22 protein-coding genes are annotated in these 16760 nt (G+C 69.5%); 12 read left to right on the top strand and 10 right to left on the bottom strand.

The genetic code is table 11. From position 1 onward, the window contains the following. Nucleotides 1-112 precede the first annotated feature (112 nt). The gene (locus AB0C16_RS01715) at nt 113-820 is read left to right on the top strand and encodes a GntR family transcriptional regulator (protein WP_357677768.1); all 708 of its coding nucleotides are present in this window, start codon (nt 113-115) and stop codon (nt 818-820) included. On the opposite strand, the gene AB0C16_RS01710 is transcribed toward AB0C16_RS01715, so the two are convergent. Continuing rightward, nucleotides 799-1302 carry a GNAT family N-acetyltransferase gene (locus AB0C16_RS01710; protein ID WP_357678215.1) on the bottom strand — a complete coding sequence of 168 codons (504 nt, stop codon included), beginning with the start codon at nt 1300-1302 and terminating at the stop codon, nt 799-801. The genes AB0C16_RS01715 and AB0C16_RS01710 overlap by 22 nt on opposite strands. A gap of 442 nt (nt 1303-1744) precedes the next feature. After that, entirely contained in the window at nt 1745-2014 is a 270-nt protein-coding gene (locus AB0C16_RS01705) for a dsRBD fold-containing protein (RefSeq protein WP_357677766.1), read from the bottom strand. A 249-nt stretch (nt 2015-2263) separates the two neighbouring features. On the opposite strand from AB0C16_RS01705, the gene AB0C16_RS01700 reads away from it, so the two are divergent. From AB0C16_RS01700 to AB0C16_RS01680, 5 genes are all read left to right on the top strand, one after another. Then, a complete protein-coding gene (locus tag AB0C16_RS01700; RefSeq protein ID WP_357677764.1) occupies nt 2264-2413 on the top strand; it encodes a putative ATP-grasp target RiPP in 150 nt (49 codons plus the stop codon). An 84-nt stretch (nt 2414-2497) separates the two neighbouring features. Further along, a complete protein-coding gene (locus tag AB0C16_RS01695; protein WP_357677762.1) occupies nt 2498-3493 on the top strand; it encodes a hypothetical protein in 996 nt (331 codons plus the stop codon). Beyond that, a complete protein-coding gene (locus AB0C16_RS01690; protein ID WP_357677759.1) occupies nt 3490-4467 on the top strand; it encodes a TIGR04500 family putative peptide maturation system protein in 978 nt (325 codons plus the stop codon). Before AB0C16_RS01695 ends, AB0C16_RS01690 begins: the two co-directional genes overlap by 4 nt. Beyond that, nucleotides 4464-4655, top strand: coding sequence for a hypothetical protein (locus AB0C16_RS01685; RefSeq protein WP_357677757.1), 192 nt, complete (start codon nt 4464-4466; stop codon nt 4653-4655). The genes AB0C16_RS01690 and AB0C16_RS01685 overlap by 4 nt, the downstream gene beginning before the upstream one ends. Further along, a complete protein-coding gene (locus AB0C16_RS01680; RefSeq protein ID WP_357677754.1) occupies nt 4652-6790 on the top strand; it encodes a peptidase domain-containing ABC transporter in 2139 nt (712 codons plus the stop codon). Before AB0C16_RS01685 ends, AB0C16_RS01680 begins: the two co-directional genes overlap by 4 nt. A 6-nt stretch (nt 6791-6796) precedes the next feature. On the opposite strand, the gene AB0C16_RS01675 is transcribed toward AB0C16_RS01680, so the two are convergent. From AB0C16_RS01675 to AB0C16_RS01665, 3 genes are all read right to left on the bottom strand, one after another. Then, complete coding sequence (locus AB0C16_RS01675; protein WP_357677752.1) at nt 6797-7045, bottom strand: hypothetical protein; 249 nt, start codon at nt 7043-7045, stop codon at nt 6797-6799. A gap of 164 nt (nt 7046-7209) precedes the next feature. Beyond that, nucleotides 7210-7374, bottom strand: coding sequence for a hypothetical protein (locus AB0C16_RS01670; RefSeq protein ID WP_357677750.1), 165 nt, complete (start codon nt 7372-7374; stop codon nt 7210-7212). Between the two features lie 229 nt (nt 7375-7603). Continuing rightward, a complete protein-coding gene (locus AB0C16_RS01665; RefSeq protein WP_357677748.1) occupies nt 7604-8302 on the bottom strand; it encodes a helix-turn-helix domain-containing protein in 699 nt (232 codons plus the stop codon). A gap of 84 nt (nt 8303-8386) precedes the next feature. On the opposite strand from AB0C16_RS01665, the gene AB0C16_RS01660 reads away from it, so the two are divergent. After that, nucleotides 8387-8827, top strand: coding sequence for a hypothetical protein (locus tag AB0C16_RS01660; protein WP_357677745.1), 441 nt, complete (start codon nt 8387-8389; stop codon nt 8825-8827). A 138-nt stretch (nt 8828-8965) separates the two neighbouring features. Here the strand turns inward: AB0C16_RS01660 and AB0C16_RS01655 are convergent, their stop codons facing one another. Continuing rightward, the gene (locus AB0C16_RS01655) at nt 8966-9337 is read right to left on the bottom strand and encodes a DUF5997 family protein (protein ID WP_357677744.1); all 372 of its coding nucleotides are present in this window, start codon (nt 9335-9337) and stop codon (nt 8966-8968) included. 55 nt (nt 9338-9392) lie between these two features. On the opposite strand from AB0C16_RS01655, the gene AB0C16_RS01650 reads away from it, so the two are divergent. Together AB0C16_RS01650 and AB0C16_RS01645 are read left to right on the top strand one after the other, a co-directional pair. Further along, nucleotides 9393-10121 carry a LysR family substrate-binding domain-containing protein gene (locus AB0C16_RS01650; protein WP_357677741.1) on the top strand — a complete coding sequence of 243 codons (729 nt, stop codon included), beginning with the start codon at nt 9393-9395 and terminating at the stop codon, nt 10119-10121. Between the two features lie 191 nt (nt 10122-10312). Further along, nucleotides 10313-10966, top strand: a complete 654-nt coding sequence (locus AB0C16_RS01645) for a polysaccharide deacetylase family protein (RefSeq protein WP_357677739.1) — start codon at nt 10313-10315, stop codon at nt 10964-10966. Between the two features lie 20 nt (nt 10967-10986). Here the strand turns inward: AB0C16_RS01645 and AB0C16_RS01640 are convergent, their stop codons facing one another. The 4 genes from AB0C16_RS01640 to AB0C16_RS01625 all read right to left on the bottom strand — a co-directional run bounded on the left by AB0C16_RS01640 (nt 10987) and on the right by AB0C16_RS01625 (nt 14360). Then, on the bottom strand, nt 10987-11463 hold the full coding sequence (locus tag AB0C16_RS01640) for an NUDIX hydrolase (RefSeq protein ID WP_357677737.1): 477 nt from the start codon (nt 11461-11463) through the stop codon (nt 10987-10989). 590 nt (nt 11464-12053) lie between these two features. Continuing rightward, nucleotides 12054-13220, bottom strand: a complete 1167-nt coding sequence (locus AB0C16_RS01635; protein WP_357677734.1) for an IS630 family transposase — start codon at nt 13218-13220, stop codon at nt 12054-12056. A gap of 162 nt (nt 13221-13382) precedes the next feature. Continuing rightward, entirely contained in the window at nt 13383-14009 is a 627-nt protein-coding gene (locus AB0C16_RS01630) for an NAD(P)H-dependent oxidoreductase (RefSeq protein WP_357677732.1), read from the bottom strand. A 51-nt stretch (nt 14010-14060) separates the two neighbouring features. Then, nucleotides 14061-14360, bottom strand: coding sequence for a hypothetical protein (locus AB0C16_RS01625; RefSeq protein ID WP_357677730.1), 300 nt, complete (start codon nt 14358-14360; stop codon nt 14061-14063). Nucleotides 14361-14459: 99 nt separating this feature from the next. On the opposite strand from AB0C16_RS01625, the gene AB0C16_RS01620 reads away from it, so the two are divergent. The 3 genes from AB0C16_RS01620 to AB0C16_RS01610 all read left to right on the top strand — a co-directional run bounded on the left by AB0C16_RS01620 (nt 14460) and on the right by AB0C16_RS01610 (nt 16557). Then, nucleotides 14460-15077, top strand: a complete 618-nt coding sequence (locus AB0C16_RS01620) for a TetR/AcrR family transcriptional regulator (protein ID WP_357677728.1) — start codon at nt 14460-14462, stop codon at nt 15075-15077. Nucleotides 15078-15908: 831 nt separating this feature from the next. Continuing rightward, nucleotides 15909-16034 carry a hypothetical protein gene (locus AB0C16_RS01615; RefSeq protein ID WP_357677726.1) on the top strand — a complete coding sequence of 42 codons (126 nt, stop codon included), beginning with the start codon at nt 15909-15911 and terminating at the stop codon, nt 16032-16034. Nucleotides 16035-16272: 238 nt separating this feature from the next. Beyond that, nucleotides 16273-16557 carry a hypothetical protein gene (locus AB0C16_RS01610; protein WP_357677724.1) on the top strand — a complete coding sequence of 95 codons (285 nt, stop codon included), beginning with the start codon at nt 16273-16275 and terminating at the stop codon, nt 16555-16557. Nucleotides 16558-16760 lie beyond the last annotated feature (203 nt).

Genomic DNA, 16760 nt, shown 5'->3' with positions numbered 1-16760 from the left:
CTCATCCACGCATCCCAGTTCGTACGGACAGTTGATCAGATTGGTATAGCCCAATATTGAGCATATGGTCAAGATTAAAGTCGTCCGGTACGCGAACCCGGGAAGGGGGCCCATGCCGCCTGCCAAGTCCGCCCAGCTGCGCCGGCACCTGCGCGCCCTCGTCACCGAGCGGCTCTCGCCACACGACCGGCTGCCGACCGAACGCGCTCTCTCGGACGAGTTCGCGCTCAGCCGCCTCACCGTCCGGCGCGTCCTCGACCAGTTGGAGCTCGAAGGGCTGGTCTACCGGGTGCAGGGGTCCGGCACCTTCGTCAGCGAGCCGCGCACCGCCAAACCGGTCGAGCTGACCTCCTTCAGCGAGGACATGCGCTCGCGCGGGCTGCGTCCCGGGGCCCGGTCGGTGTCCAGTGAGCGCGTCCAGGCGGGAGCCGAGATCGGCCAGGCCCTGCGCATCAGCCCTTCGGCCGAGGTGCTGCGCATCCGCCGGGTGCGCACCGCCGACGACGAGCCGATCTGCCTGGAGGACTGCTACCTGCCCGCCGACCTGGTGCCCGGCGCCCTGGACCTCGACGGGTCGCTCTACGAGGAACTGGCCCTCAGGCACGGCGTCGTGCCGCGGCGCGCCGAGCAGACGATCCGGGCCACCGTGCTCGGCCCCGCCGACGCCGAGGCCCTCCAGGTGCCGGTGTTCTCGCCCGCGTTCCTGGTGCGGCGCACCGGCTACGACGCCCGCGGCCGGGCCGTCGAGCGGGCCGAGTCGCTCTACCGCGGCGACCGCTACGCCTACGATCTCGTCATCTACCGCGACGCGCCTTCCTGACCGGCCGCGACCGGCGCGCGTCCCAGCCGCCGGAGCGGCTCGTCGGTCAGCCTGAACGTGGTCCACTCGTCCATCGGGCCGGCGCCGAGCGACCGGTAGAACCGGATGGCCGGCTCGTTCCAGTTGAGCACCGACCATTCGAGCCGCTGGTAACCGCGCTCGACGCAGATCCGGGCCAGCTCCGTCAGCAGCGCCTTGCCGTGCCCGCCGCCACGCAGGTCCGGCCGTACGTACAGGTCCTCCAGGTAGATGCCATGCGTGCCGCGCCAGGTGGAGTAGTTGAGGAACCACATCGCGAAGCCGGCGACCTCGCCCTCGTCCTCGGCGATGTGCGCGAACACGGCGGGCGAGTCGCCGAAGAGCGTGTCGCGCAACTGCTCCTCGGTGACCTGGACCTCCTGCGGGGCCTTCTCGTATTCGGCCAGGTCATGGATCAGTTCGAGGATCACGGGGACGTCGTCAGGGGTGGCGATGCGAATCATGCGCCTCAGGGTAGGGGACCCCCGCCACCTGTCCGTCCACCCTCGTCCGGCGCCGGCCCGGCCCGTGAGCAGGCCGGGAGGCCCGGCCGTGCCCACGCCGCTCTCGGAGCGCCGCTCTCGGAGCGCCGCCTCGAGGCGCATGCCGAGCCCTATCACGGCCGCCGCGATGGACACCGTGATGATCTGGAACGGCGGCTCGCCCGGCGAGAAGACAAGCGTCATCACCGATAGAGCCCCACCTACGATGAGCGCCATCGTGCCGCACGCCCGCAAAGCGGTGACGTTCTGTTTTCGATCAGCCCCCGAACGCGCGTCGATCTCGGTCAACTACTTCACGTTCACGGCGACGAGCATCCCCTGTGACAAATCCTCACGGCCCCCCGCCGTGCCCCCTACGGCCGGCGTCCGCCCCTCCCCCGGGCGCGGCCGGCCGCGGGCGTGGTCACACCAGCGGCATCTGCGACCCGGACCTCGCGTTGCGCACGACATCCTGGTCGGCCACACCGAGCAGTTGCCGGGTGAGGTCCTCCAGCGCGCGGGCGGCGGCGAGCTCGTCGCCGATCCCCGCGGCGGGCGGGTCGTGCGGGTTGCGATGCGCCTCGCCGTAGCCGGTCAACTGTGCGTCGGCCGGAGTGGCAAGGGTGGCCTGAGCGGTCGTGGTGTCGTCGTTCTCGGATATGTCGATCTGAACGTCCCAGTGTTTCTCGTTCACGATCTTCACCTCCTCCGTTCCTCGTCCCTCCCCTACCCATCAACAGGCCGGGAACGCGGGCGTCCCGCCTGACGGGGATTCACAGAATCCGAGGGGGGCTCATAGTAGATCCCAAGCGAGTTCCAAGAGGCCGCTCCTAGCGTTCTTCTCGTCCAAGCGGGGGCCGATACAGAGCCTCGGCGGCCGGCACTCGGAACGAGAGCCGGGAGACCGAACGAGGCCGCGGTGACGCGGCCGGAAGGAACGATCATGTCGAAGATCACGATTGACGATCTGCCTTTCGAGGGGGCGGAGCTGACCGACGCCGAGCTCGGCGAGGTGGCCGGCAGCCGTCGGAAGGAGTGGGTGGCCAGCGCCTGGACCCTCGACGACGTGCCCTACGAGTGGTGGCTGATCTAACACCCATCGGATGAACGCGGCGCGGTGGAACGTGACAACACGGTCCACCGCGCCTTCGAGACAGGACCGGCAGTGATACTGATCATGAGCGAACGCGGGGACGGCGCGGCCGAGACGGTGCTGGCCGCGCTGCGCCGCCGCGGCGCCCGGCTGGTGGGGTCGGACTCCCCCTCGGGCGGCGTCCCCGTCCTGTGGTGGGACAACGGCGACTACCCCGCGCGCAGCCGGATCACCGCGTCGTTCGCCGGCGGCCGGCGGCGGCTGCTCCTCGACACCGGCACGGCGACGGTCGACCTGTCCCGCGTCACCGCCGTGTGGCGCAGCCGGCCGAGCGGCCCGAGGGCGGCCGACGGCGTGACCGACCCGAGCCAGCGCGCGCACGTCCAGATCCAGTCGGAGGTCATGCTCGACGGCGTGTGGAGCCTGCTGACCGCGCGCTGGCTCCCCGGGCGCCGCGCGGACGAGCTCCGCGCGCACAACAAGATCTTCCATCTGGCGCGGGCGATCGACCTGGGCTTCACCGTGCCCGACACGACCTACACCAACGATCCCGCGCGGCTGGCGGGCGCCTACGAGTCGGCGTCGGGCCGGCTGGTGGCCAAGCAGATCGCCGCCGAGCGGTTCCAGATCGACGGCGCCCCGCACCGCGCGTACACGACCGTGGTCACGCGCCGGCACCTGACCTCCCGGCACCGGATCCAGCACGAGCCGATCATCCTGCAGCCGTACGTGCCCAAGGCCGTCGAGCTGCGGGTGATCGTCGTCGGGGAGCGGGTGTTCGCCGCGGAGATCGACGTGTCGGCCTCCACCACGGCGCGCGACGACTGGCGGCACTACGACAACGACCGCGTCGGCTACGGACCCCACGACCTGCCCGCCGAGGTGGCGCGGCGCTGCGCCCGGCTGGTCGCCGACGTCGGCCTCACCTACGCCGCCCTGGACTTCATCGTCACGCCCGGCGGCGAGTACGTCTTCCTGGAGCTCAACTCCAACGGCGCCTGGGGATTCGTCGAACTGTGGGCCGGGCTGCCCGTCAGCGACGCGATCGCGGACTGGCTCATGGACGGAGAGAACCTGTGACCGATCTGGCCGAGGCCCTGGAATCCGGGGCCGACCTGCTGCGCTCGCTGCCCCGCCGCCGTTCCGGCGTCGCCGCCGCCCGCCGCGCGGCGGACGAGTGGGCCGCGCGGCACCCCGGGGTCCGCGCGCAGCTCGTCGTCGACGAGCGCCCGGGAACCCCTCTGGTCGACTACGACCTGATCCTCGACCACCCCGGCGGTGGCACGGTGGCGCTGACCGCCCCGCCCGAGGACGGTGTGCCCTGGCTGGTCGACCACTCGACACACTGGGCGGCCGGGCACCTGGTCAGCGTCGACGACGTGCACGTGTCGGTGCCCCAGGCGCTGACCATGCTGCGCTCGCTGTCGCGCCGGGACGCCTCGCCGTACCAGGAGATCGTCGACCAGTGCCTGCTCGCCGCGGCCGGCGAGGACGCCGGGCCGGTGAGCGCGGCGGACCTCCAGGCGACGGCCGACGAGTTCCGCCGCGGCCGGGGCCTGCACGACCGCGCCTCGACGCTGGCCTGGATGACCGAGGCGGGCATGTCCGGCGAGCGGTTCGAGGCCTACATCGGCGAGATCGCCCGCCGCCGGCGGTTCCGGCTGGACAAGGAGGCCGAGCTGGCTCCCGCCCATCTGGCCGCGCGTCCCGGCGACTTCGCCCGCGTCAGGGCCGTATGGGTCACCGGATCGGAGAAGGTGGCCGCCGACACCCCCGGCGACCTGCTCACCGGTCTCCCCTCGTTCGGCGACGTGGTGGTGACCGTGGCGACCCGCTGGGAGGCGGAGCTGCCCCCGGTCCTGCGCGGCGCGCCGTCCGGCCGGGTCGTCGGCCCGGAGGAGGCGCCCGGCGGCGGGTTCCTGACCGGCGCCGTGCTGTCCAGGAGTCCGGCCGCCGGAGACGCCGAGACGCTGGCCGCCGCCGGGCGCGCCGCGTTCGCCGGCTGGCTGGCGGAGCGCCGCGCCGCGGCCACGATCGCCTGGCACTGGTCATGACCGGCCCCGACACCCCCCGGCGGCGCGCCGTCTACCGGGAGGAGGCGCTGCGCAGCCGCGACGGCGCCCGCGCCCGGATGCCGCTGGTGATCAGGACGCCCTCGTTCCTGCTGCTGTGGGTGGCGGTGGCGGCCATCGTCGCGGCCGGCGCCGTGCTGCTCGCGGTGATCGTGGAGACGGCCCGATGAGGCGCCGCCTCCCGGTCCTGCTGCAGAACACCGACACCGAATGCGGCGCGGCCTGCCTGGCCATGGTGCTCTGCCACCACGGCCGGCGCACCACCCTGCTCCAGGTCGCCGAACGGCTCCAGGTCGGCAGGGACGGGCTCAGCGCCAAGGCCATCGTGGACGGCGCCCGCGAGCACGGCCTGAAGGCGCGGGCGTTCTCCCTCGCGCCCGAGGACCTGGCGCGCGTGCCGCTTCCCGCGATCGCGCACTGGGAGTTCAACCACTTCGTGGTGGTCGAACGCTGGTCGCCCGACCGGGTGGACCTCGTCGACCCGGGCCAGGGCCGCCGCCGGCTCACCCCTGAGGAGTTCGGCGCCGGGTTCACCGGCGTGCTGCTGGTCTTCGAACCCGGCGAGGGATTCCACCGCGGCACGTCCTCGATGGCGAGCGCCTGGCGCCGCGAGTTCATCCGCACCCTGTTCCGGCGCCGCCGTGGCCTGCTCGCGCAGGTCATCGCCGCCTCGCTGCTGCTGCAGCTGCTCGGGCTGGCCCTGCCGCTGTTCTCCGAGCTGCTGATCGACACGATCGTCCCGTCGCGGGGCGCGGAGCTCCTGTCCCTGCTGGGCGGCGCCGTGCTCCTGGCGGGGGTGGCCCAGCTCGTGATCGGCTACCTGCGGGCGGCACTGCTGGTGGCCGTGCGCGCCCGGGCCGACCAGGAGCTCACCGAGGGGGTGGTCGGCCACCTGGTGGCGCTGCCCTACCGTTACTTCACCCAGCGCGGCAAGGGCGACCTGGTGACCCGGGCCGCCAGCGTCTCGACCCTGGGCGACATCCTCACCGGTCAGGTCGTGGCGGCGCTGCTGGACGGCCCGCTCGCCGTGGGCTACCTCGTGCTGGTCTACCTGTGGGATCCCGTCTTCGGGCTGGCGCTGACCGGAGTGGCCCTGCTTCAGACGGTCCTGCTGCTGGCCACCACCAACCGCATCGCCATGCTCACCCAGCAGGAGCTGACCGCGCTGTCCGCCTCGCAGAGCAGCCTCATCCAGGCGATCACCGGCATCGAGACGCTGAAGGCGTCGGGGGCCGAGAAGCGGGCGGTGGAACAGTGGTCGGGCCACTTCGCCAAGCAGCTCAACGCCGATGTGCGCAGCGGCCTGACCAGGGGCCTGCTGGAGGCCGCGCTGTCCGCGATCAGGGTGGTGGCCCCGCTCGGGCTGCTGTGGCTCGGCGCCTGGCGGGTGCTGGACGGCCAGCTCACGGTGGGCGAGCTGATCGCGCTCAACGCCATCGCGCTCGGCGCGCTGACCCCGCTGAGCTCGCTGATGACCGGCCTGCAGAGCCTGCAGCAGGCCGGCGCGCACTTCGACCGGCTCTCGGACATCCTGGCCTCCGAGCCCGAGCCGAGCGACGGCATCGAGGTGCTCCGGCTGCGCGGCGCCGTCGAGCTGCGCGGCGTGAGCTTCCGGCACGACCCCCGCGGCCCGTGGACGGTGCGGAGCGTCTCGGTCGCCATCCGGCCGGGCCAGAAGGTCGCCCTCGTGGGCGCCTCGGGCTCGGGCAAGAGCACCCTGGCCAGGTTGCTGCTCGCCCTGCACCTGCCGGTCGAGGGCGAGATCCGCTACGACGGGGTGCCCGCCGCCGAGCTGAACCTGCGCACCCTGCGCCGCCAATTCGGCGTGGTCACCCAGGACCCTTCCCTGTTCAGCGGCTCGATCAGGGAGAACATCGCGATGAACGACCCCGGAGCCTCCCTGCAGCGGGTCGTCGCCGCGGCCCGGCTGGCCGCGCTGCACGACGAGATCATGGCGATGCCGATGGGCTACGAGACCATGCTCACCGACGGCGGCGGCCTGTCCGGCGGCCAGCGGCAGCGGCTCGCCCTGGCCCGCGCCGTCCTGTCGCGGCCCAAGGTGTTGCTGCTCGACGAGGCCACCAGCAACCTCGACAGCGCCACCGAGGCGGTCATCGAGGCCAACCTGAGCCGCCTCGTCCAGACCCGGATCGTCATCGCGCACCGGCTCAGCACCGTCAGGGACGCCGACCTGATCCTCGTCATCGACTCCGGACGGGTCGTGCAACGCGGCACCCACGCCGAGCTGATGGCCCTGGGCGGCAAGTACGCCGACCTCGTCGCCACCCAGACCGTACGAGGCTGACGCGCGTCAGGGAGCCGGCCGGCTCACCGTCCGCCTTCGCCGCCGTTCAGGGGCGTGGACCAACCAGCGCGCACCGCGAAAGAGGAGGCGAACGAGCCCGAAGAAGAACGCCAGCTCGAACAGCAGGGAGCACATGAGCAGCGTGTCGCCGACTGCCACATCCCACCTGTTCGCCCAGCTGCCGACCACGGGCGTGACGACCATGCCCAGCACGTACCCGAGCATCGCCAACGCCTCGCTGTACCCGGCTCTCATGAGTCGATCTTAGGAGCGCGGGATACCCCCGCCGCCGGCGAACCGCGTCGGTGTACAGCTCCGTCGTGTGGTCCTCCTCGGCGTCCCCCAGTGCGGACAGCTCCGACCGTACGGTGTCGAGGGCGGCGGTGCCCCCGGCCACTTTGACCAACCCGGCCGACCGCTCACTTCAACCCGCCGAAGAAGGTACGCAGGTCCGCGGCCGGCACCTCCGGCGCCTCCATCGCCGGGAAGTGCCTGCCCCGCCCGTACTCTGTCCACCGCACCTCGGCCGCCGGATTGATGAGCTTGCGGGCCGTGGGGCCGAACACCGCGAACGCCTGCGGCACGGCCGGCGGCACACCCCAGTCAGAGGAGTGGGCCTGCTCGTAACGGAGTACGCCGTCGGTCGCGAGTCACGAGATCCGGCCGGTGTTCACGCGGGGAGCCGGGCCGTGGACCGGATCGTCGGAAGCCGGTCGCTCAGCCCTGGCTGTTCGCATACGACATGCGGACATCCCACGACTTCTCGACCAGGTCGACGGTCCTGGCGAGGAGCGCGTCGAACACCGGTGTCGATCACCTCGTGGGACTCGAGGGTTCGAGGCGCACACAACACTGGTCGGGCGCCGGGTCGAGGCGGGCGCGCAACTCGGTGACGGACAGGCCGTCGAGGACTCCGTCGAGCAGGTGCAGGTTCATGCCGCACACCAGCTCGGTGAAGTCCCGGGCGAGGGCGTGGAACGGACAGTTACCGAGGAGCACCTCGCCGTCCTCGACACGCGGCTGGAAGCCGTACTCCTCCAGGACGCGCAGGACCTCGTCCTGGCCGGCCTGGTCGCCGCCGCCCGAGCGCGCCGTCTCGCCGAACTCCCTGCCCACTCCGTATGCGCGTCGACCGAGGACCGCCTGGGGCGGCTCCCCTGAACGTTCGGCCTCCTCCAGCGCAGCTGCGAGGAGTCGTCCGGCGAGGTCGTAGCGGCGCTCGGGGACCGAAACGGTGAGCTGGCGCGCTGATCGGCGGTACAGCTTGGAGGGCCGACCGGCGCCCGGCCCCGACCGGCCGGTGCGCCGCTCGTAGACGACGTCGAGCAGGCCCGCGTCGGCGAGCCGGTCGAGGTGGAACGCCGCGGTCGCCCGCGAGAGCTGGAGAGCCTCGGCGGCCTCGTCCCGGCTCACCGGTCGTGGCTGGCGCACGACATGGTCGTACAGCCTTCGCCGCGTCGGCTCGTCGAGCGCCGCGACGGCGGAGACGCGTGTCTCCAAGGGCTCGCTCATGACCTTCTAAAACCAATCATGCTTGACGAAAGAAACTTGTGGCGTTCTAATGCTAACACCAGCCTATTTTAGAAGGAGATCACCATGGGTTCTGTCGCCTCCAAGGCCAGCGGCCGCGCGGCCCTGACCGACCCCGGGTACCAGGCGTTCCTCGTCCTGCGCACAGCTTTCACCGTCGCCCCGATCCTGTTCGGGCTGGACAAGTTCGCGAACCTACTCGTGGACTGGCCGACCTACCTCGCCCCCTGGATCGACGGCATCGTCCCCGGAACCGCCCAGCAGGCCATGTACGCCGTGGGCGTCGTCGAGATCCTGGCCGGGATCGTGGTCGCTCTGACGCCGCGGTTCGGCGGCCTGCTCGTGGCCGCCTGGCTGGCCGGGATCATCATCAACCTGCTGACCTTCCCCGGCTTCTACGACGTCGCCCTGCGCGACTTCGGCCTGTTCCTCGCCGCGGTGGCGCTGGCCCGGCTGGCGGTCCGGTACGCGGCGGGCGAGCCGGCGCCGACGGGCAGCGCCAGGTGAGCCTGCACAGGCCAGAGCCGCGTCGCAGCAACCTCGTGCCCTGCCGGCGAACACCGTCGGGCGAGCTCACCGCCGCCGACGATGAGGGTTCTCACGGCCGGCCACCATAGTTGATCAGCCGCTCCGGGTCTCGGCTGTCTAGCGTTGCTTGAGGCGGAGTGCTTCTTTGCGGGTCTCGGCCTGGATGGACCGCTCGCGCTCCAGCCACGCTGGGTTCTCCGCTTTCAGCGCATCGATCTCAGCCGTGGTGAGCGGTCCGGTGATCCCGCCTCTGGTCAGGCCGGAATTGGAGACCCCGAGCTTCGCGGCGACGACCTGCTTGGGGTGCGGGCCGTTGCGGCGCAGGTCAGCGAGCCAGGCGGGCGGCGTCGACTGCAACTCGTTCAGCTCGTCCCTGGAGACGACACCCGCCTGGAACTCGGCGGGAGTGGCCGAGAGGAGAACACCCAGCTTCTTGGCCGCGGTCTCGGGCTTCATCGTCTGGATGGTCTTCGGTTTGGGCGAGGTCATGGCGCCAAGAATAGTCAATCGGAACGGGTTCCCCCGACGTCGGTACCCTGAGGAAGTGACTGATGGAGAGACCGGCAGGGTGTTCCGGCTGGCGTACGTACCCGGGGTGACACCCGCGAAATGGGTCAACGTCTGGACCGAGAGGATGCCCGGCGTGCCGGTCACCCTGGTCGCGGCTCCCGCCGCCGAGGTGGTGGGACTCCTGCGGGATGGCGGTGCCGACGCCGGATTCGTCAGGCTGCCGGTCGACCGGGACGGGCTCAGCGTGATTCCTCTCTACGTGGAGACCACCGTGGTCGTGGTGCCCAAGGACCACGCGGTGGCCGCCGTCGACGAGGTGGCCACCGCCGACCTGACCGACGACGAGGTGTTCCATCCTCTGGACGACACCATCGAATGGACGGTCCGGCCCGGGCTGCCCGCGTTCACCCGTCCGGCCACGACGGCGGACGCGGTCGAGCTGGTAGCGGCCGGCACCGGACTTCTCCTGGTTCCGCAGTCGCTGGCACGCCTCCACCACCGCAGGGATCTCACTTACCGGCCGGTGCCGGACGCGCCGCAGTCTCAGGTCGCGCTGGCCTGGCCCACGGACGCGACCACTGACCTGGTGGAAGATTTCATCGGTATCGTCCGCGGGCGGACAGTGAACAGCTCGCGGGGCCGTACTCCCGCCTCCCCTGCGGAGAAACCGGCACGGCGACAGGCACAAAAACCCGCACAGAGTGGCTCCGGCCGCCGGGCCGTGCCGGCCGGCCGCAAAAGGAAGGGCAACCGACCTCGGTAGCCCTGCAGCCCCGAACCTCCGGCCCGGACCCGCTTTGGGAGTTGGTCACTCAAACCCCGTTTCCACGATTGGAAACGGGCCCCTTCCGGCTTGTGCTTCCATGATCACCTATGAACGCGGCAGCAACGACCATGCGGAGAAGACGGCTCAAGTTTCTCACGGCCTTTTTCTTCATCCTCCTCCTAGGAGCGATGAGCCTGTACCAGCTGATGAACGCGCGGACCTTCCAGCTGGCGGGCGAGCTGACCGACCGCGTGGCGACCGACGGGAAGGTCGTTGCCCTGACCTTCGACGACGGCCCTGACGAGCACACCCCCGAGATCATCGAGATCCTCGCCGAGCAGCGCGTCCGCGCGACGTTCTTCGTCGTCGGCTCCCAGGTCGCAGCCCGGCCACAGGACGCGCATGCGCTGGTCGCCAAGGGGCATCAGCTCGCCAACCACACCTACACCCATCGGCGGATGATCTTCGTTTCGCCCTCTACCGTGGCGAGTGAGGTTGAGCGCACCGATGCGGCCATCCGGACGGCGGGGCAGCGTGGCGAGATCCTGTTCCGTCCGCCGACGGGCAAGAAATTGCTGGTGCTACCGCTGTATCTGGCCCACAACCAGAGGCGCACGGTCATGTGGGACGTGGAGCCGGACTCCGGCACGACTCCCACGGCCGCCGAGATCGTCGCGGCTGTGCGGGAGGAGACAAGGCCAGGATCGATCATCTTGCTCCACCCGTGGTACGCCAGTGGGCGGAACGCTCGCGAGGCCATCAAAGGCCTGGTCACCGGCCTCCGTGACCAAGGATATCGATTCGTCACGGTCTCAGAGTTGCTCGCTTTGCAACGTCGTTGACATCGGTCTGGCCCCTTTGGTCACTCAGCGGGGATGGCCTGGCCATGTTCCAGATAGACGGTCTCACCCAGCTCGTGAGCCATGACAGCGGCATTGATCCGACGGGCAAGGCGCTCGATCAAAAGGCCGTCTAGGTCTTCAACGCGGTGGAACTCGTACGCGCTCAACTCGTTGTCAGCGAACCTGATCTGCTGAATGGTCTCGCAATCGAGGGTGCCGCCGTCGAACACGAACAGGACCTTATCCCCCTCCTGCGGGAGAGGCGCCCAGTCGACCACGAGGAGACGGCCGATGGCCGGCCGAATTCCCAACTCTTCGTGAACCTCACGCACGCACGCCTGATGCGGCGTCTCCCTCGGCTCGACGTACCCGCCAGGGATGTCCAGGTAGGGCTTGTACGTGGGCCGGACAAGCAGCACACGACCGTCGTCATCGAAGAACAGCGCTCCAGCGGCAGCATGGGCCTGAGCGAACGGTACGGCCTCCTGGTCGTTCACGGCCTCGACCTTACGCCACGAGGGCTGCCTTCACACGATGTGTAGTCACCGGGCAAGGGCAGCGAGTCGGAAGCCGGGCTTGCCCTTCGATTGGAAGGCCGCTGGTGTCCAGCCTCGGCCCGAGATCTACGGCGACCTGGATGTCTCCGAGCTTGATTGCCGTCGCCACTCATGGATGCGGACGTTCGTCGGCCCTAACGCCGTCCAAACATAGTTGGCATCCCTGCCCAGCCGCGCCCGCCGACTCCTCCGCCTCGGCAATGAACACCCGTGTAGTGCTGCGGTCATCGCCTCGCGCCGCCGCCATGACCCGGTGAGGTACAGCGTGCCGTACACCGACAACAGTTCAGCAGCGTCCATGGTGAGTTGCCTGGCTGGCACGTCCCGAGTTCAGTGTGCTCCGCCTCCACCACGCTGCCCTGGGCCACTGGTGTTTCTCGCTTGGTCGGGCACTCCAACACGGTGGTCACCGAGACGGTCTACCGGCACCAAACCCGGCATGATCACGCAGGGAGCCGCAGCAATGGACAAGATCTTCGGGAGCCGGTCACTCACTTAGTGGTCGGCTCCGGAAATCGTTCGGGGGTTGATCATGCTGCCAGACCGACGGAGGATTCTTCCTGGTGATCGGCGGTGTGCCGGTCGAGCCTGGCCAGCAGATCGTCCAGGTCGGAGGTGGTGAACTTCCACTGGAACGGCTGTGCCGTGGCGTTGTAGCGGACTTCGAACCCTCGGAGCCGGTCCCCGACCTCGGCGAGGTCGGTGAAGTCGTTGGGCGAGACGACCTTGCGGTGTACGACGGAGAAGTAGATCTCGACCTGGTTCAGCCAGGAGGAGTGCACCGGGGTGTGGACCGTCACCGCGTTCGGAAAGGCGGCCGTCAGCCGGTCGGCGGCCTTCTTCCCGCGGCGGGAGGAGCCGTTGTCGACGATCCAGAACACCCGCTTGGCGCTGGCGTAGGGCTCCTGGTTCATGACCTGGGTGACCAGGTTCATGAACGGGTCGATGCCGGTGCGTGGTTCGGTGCGGCCGAACACCTTGGCGTGGTGGACGTCGTAGGCGGCGAGGTAGGCCAGGGCGCCGCCGCGGCCGTAGGTGTGGTTGACGCGCATGGCGCGGGCCTGCCCGGGGGCCAGGGTGGGGTGGCAGCGGCAGCGGGCCTGGATGGAGGTCTTCTCGTCTGCGCTGATGACGTACTCGTCTTGGTCGAGCGGCTTGCTCTGCCAGGTGCGGGCGTATAGGTCCAGGACCCGGGCGGCCTTGGTGCGGAAGTCGGGGTCGGTGATGAAGATCCAGGAGCGGTGCTGCCAGGGCTTGAGCGCGTCCCGTGCGAGCCAGCGGCGCACGGTGGAGGCCGACAGGAAGGTCGCGATGCCCCGCTCGACGGCCTCGCGGGCCAGCTCCGGGCAGCTCCAGCGGGACAGCGGCACGCCGGTTTCGGCGGGCAACTGACGGGCCAGGGCCTTGACCTGGGCGGTCTGCAGTGCGGTGAAGGAGGGTGGGCGGCCGGTGCGCTTGCGGTCCGCCAGGCCGGGCAGCCTCGCTTCGGCGAAGCGGCCCCGCCACCTACGCACGGTGTCTACGTGCGCCCCTACGCGCTCCGCGATCCGAGCGTTGGCCAGCCCACGTGCCGCGTGCAGGACGATCTGCGCGCGTAGGCGCAGCCGGTACTCGGTCTTGTGGCCCCAGGCCATCTTCTTCAACCGGTGCCGCTCGCCGGCGGCCAGGGCTATCGGGCATGCGGTGGCAACGGGCACGGAAACCTCTCGACCGTTGGGCGCGGCCTCGCAGAACTGCTTGTTTCTGCGAGGCGTATGCCTCGACATGTGGCTGCATGGCGCCGTGCGGAGGCGGAGCGGCCCGGTCCACGCAGTCGGTCCTCAACGGGATGCGGGGGACCGGGCGGCCCGCTGTCCGGGTCAGGCGGGGAGCGGTTCGGGTGCCGCCGACGGGTCGCGTAGCGGCTTGAGTGCATGGGACCAGGCGATGATCTCGTCGAGCATGGTGGCGAGGGTCGATTCCTGGCGGGTGCTCGGTGTGCAGGTGCCCGGGTCGGTTGGATCGGTGGGGTCGGTGAAGACGAAGTCGGTGAACATCGCCAGGGCCACCTGAGTCTGCACGTCGGCGATCTTCGCCTCTGCCATCACTTGCCGCAGCTGCTCCACCGCGCGGATGCCGCCGTGTACGCCGTAGCCGACGAACCCGGCGGCCTTGTGGTGCCATTCCGCGTAGAGGAAGTCGATCGCGTTCTTCAGCGCGGCGGGGAAGGAGCGGTTGTATTCCGGGGTGACGAACACGAACCCGTCGAAGGCGGCGATGGTATCCGCCCATCGGTGGGTGTGCGCGTTGGCGTAGCGGCCGAAGGCCGCGGGCATTGGCTCGTCCAGCAGGGGGAGTCCGTATGCGGCTATGTCGACCACCTCAACGGCCGCCTGGCCGGCGGTGACGGCGGGATGGCGGACGGAGGTGTCGGCGACCCACCGGGCCACGGCCTCGGCCCGGCGTCCGGGACGGGTACTGCCGATGATGACGGCAATCCGGATCATGCGCTCTATCTCCTTGCTGTGGTGGTGCGTTGGCGGCTGTTTTGGCCGCTGTCACTCGGATCGGTAGGAGCCGACTTCGTCCAGGTAGGACACGGTGGGCGGCTCCGTGCAAATCTCACTCAGGGCGGTGCGGTAACGCTGGAACGAGGACAGCCGGTGGTGCGGGGCCGCTACCGGGTCCCCCTCAGACTCGATCAGGGCCAGAAAGCTGCCGCTGCCGTCGAGCCGAAAGGTGTCGTAGCGCAGGCCGTGCGGACGGGCCCGTTCAAGATCCGCGTAGACGGCGTGCAGCAACGCCACGCTCTGCCCCACTCGTTCCGGCCTGACCGTGTACCGGATCATCACGCGCATGCCGTTCCCTTCTCTGCGGTGCATCGGTCGACCCAGATTTCATCGGACAGCCTGTCTTTCAAAAGACAGACTGTCAAGCGAATGCTAGGGTGCTGAGTCATGCCCCCGACTCGAAAGTACGAGCAGTGCCTGCGCGCCCGGGCCGCGGAGGAGACAAGGCGCCGCATCCTCGACGCCGTCTACCAGCGCCTGCGTGAGGCGCCGTCCGAAGCGGTCAGCGTCGACAAGGTCGCCAAGCTCGCGGAGGTGTCCCGCTCCACCGTCTACACGGTCTTCGGCTCACGCGCGGGCTTGTTCGACGCGCTCGGCATGGACCTGCTCCAACGCGGCGGATTCACCGACATGGTGCACGCGGTGCTCCACCCGGATGCCCGGGAGGGCCTGCGCGGCGGCATCCGCGGCAACGTGCTGATGTACGCGGCGCACCGGGACGTGCTGCGCGCGTTGTTCTCGATGGCCCAACTCGACGCCGAAGCGGTCGGCGGCGCGGTCCAACGCCTGGAACGTGGACGCGCCGAAGGCATGAGCGGCCTCGCCGGCCGGCTGGCCGAGCAAGGCGTGCTCCGCGACGGCCTCACCGCCGCAAAGGCCGCCGACGTGCTGTGGCTGCTGACCAGTTTCGACAGCTTCGACCTGCTCTATACCGGCCGCGCGCTGCAACCCGACCACGTCACCGCGACCCTGGTCAGCACTGCCGAGCACGCCTTGTGCTCCTGAGGATCACCGGCAAGACGACGACTCGCTGCCGAACCGTGCAGCCATATGTGCTTCGGCCGCTGCCACCCAGCTCGGAGGCGGCGCGGGTCTGAGAGACTGCCGTGGCGCTGGACAGTTCGAGCGCCGACCTGAGAGGCAGGGCCGTCTATGGCCCTTGGTGATGCCGAGCCCGCCCTGCCCGCCGGCGCCTTCGCCGACTCCCCCGAGGAGGCCCTGGACTGCTCCTGCGGCCTCTACCTCGCCGCGCCCGACATCTGACGAAGCGATATGCATGGTACCGGCTCCGGAGTCAACCCCCTGAAGGACTTCCGGAGCGGACCACTTAGTCACCCAGACGCCGTTTACAAGATCACAGACAGGGTGTTTATACAGGTGGGCGGTACTGGGTTCGAACCAGTGACCCCTCGCTTGCAAGGAGCCAAGATCGCTCCCGGCGGTACGCTGACCTGCGGGCCGACCTGGGACAGCGCTCCCCCGCCGGCCGTATCCGAGCTGCTCTAATGGCACGCTAATGGCACGACGATCAAGGGCGAAGCGACAGCGGGCCGACGACGGAAGGTCAAGCCCGTCCTCGCGTGTACCTCAACCGGCCACCGTTCCTCGATCATCAGATTCCAACGGTCACGGACGGGCTTGAGCTGGAGGAGTCAGGGCTGGGCTCTGCCTGGGTCGGGGCAGGCGGGACGATCAGGCCTACCCCAAGCCACTACGGACCCGGCTCGGGCTCGTCGCGATCATCCCGGAGCTGGGGCCCCCGCCGGAGGCAATTGATCGACAGCGCCGCGCTATTGGCGGCATACTGCTTATTCCTTCATTGCTGCGAGGTGTCCATTGTTCGGACTCGGACTGCCGGAGCTGCTGCTGATCGCGATTCAGGTAGCCATGCTCTTCCTGATCGTCTACTTCGCGGTGCGGCTCGCGCTACGGCACGACCGGAAGAGAAACGACGGCCTGTGAGCCGTCACCAGAGCGTGCGGCGTGCCGCACCGCCGTAAGGCCCGCGCGGCGCGGCGCGCGAGAACGGCCCCCAGGCCGCACGCGCAGCGCCCCAGCGCCAGAGCGGGCCTTACGGCGGCGCGGTGCGCCGCCGCTTGACCTCGTAAAGAAGGCCGTCAGCGTTCGGCAACAGCATGTCGAGCTGGACTCGGGCGAACTTCTGGTCGGGCCGCCCAAGTCGGAAGCGGGCGTCCGTACTGTGGCCATTCCCAACGCGATCATCCCGGCACTCCGTGAGCACCTGGAGACCTTTACCGGTCCCGAACCGGAAGCCTTGATCTTCACCGGAATGCGAGGCGGCATCCTGCGGCGAAGCAACTTCCAGCGCGTGGCCAAGTGGGACGAGGACACGAAGAAGATCGGCTTCCCTGCCTGCATTTCCACGATCTCCGGCACACCGGAAACACGATCGCCGCGGCGTCTGGCGCGAGCCTCAGAGATCTCACGGGCCGGATGGGACACGACTCGATACGGGCGGCGTTGATCTAGCAGCACAGCACGGCAGAAGCGGACCGAAAGATCGCCAACGCGATGGACGCCATGATCTAAGGAGATTATGGGTTTCTGGACCCATGGAATTACATTCTGTGAGATCATGAATGCATGGCGTTAAAGGGGCGGCGGGCCACGTTCGAGGAGCGACTGCACGCTGTGCACATGCTGGAACAGGGAGAGTCGGCCGACAAT

The sequence above is a fragment of the Nonomuraea sp. NPDC048916 genome (assembly GCF_040649575.1).
GTDB lineage: Bacteria > Actinomycetota > Actinomycetes > Streptosporangiales > Streptosporangiaceae > Nonomuraea.
This window is presented reverse-complemented; position numbering and strand designations above follow the sequence as displayed.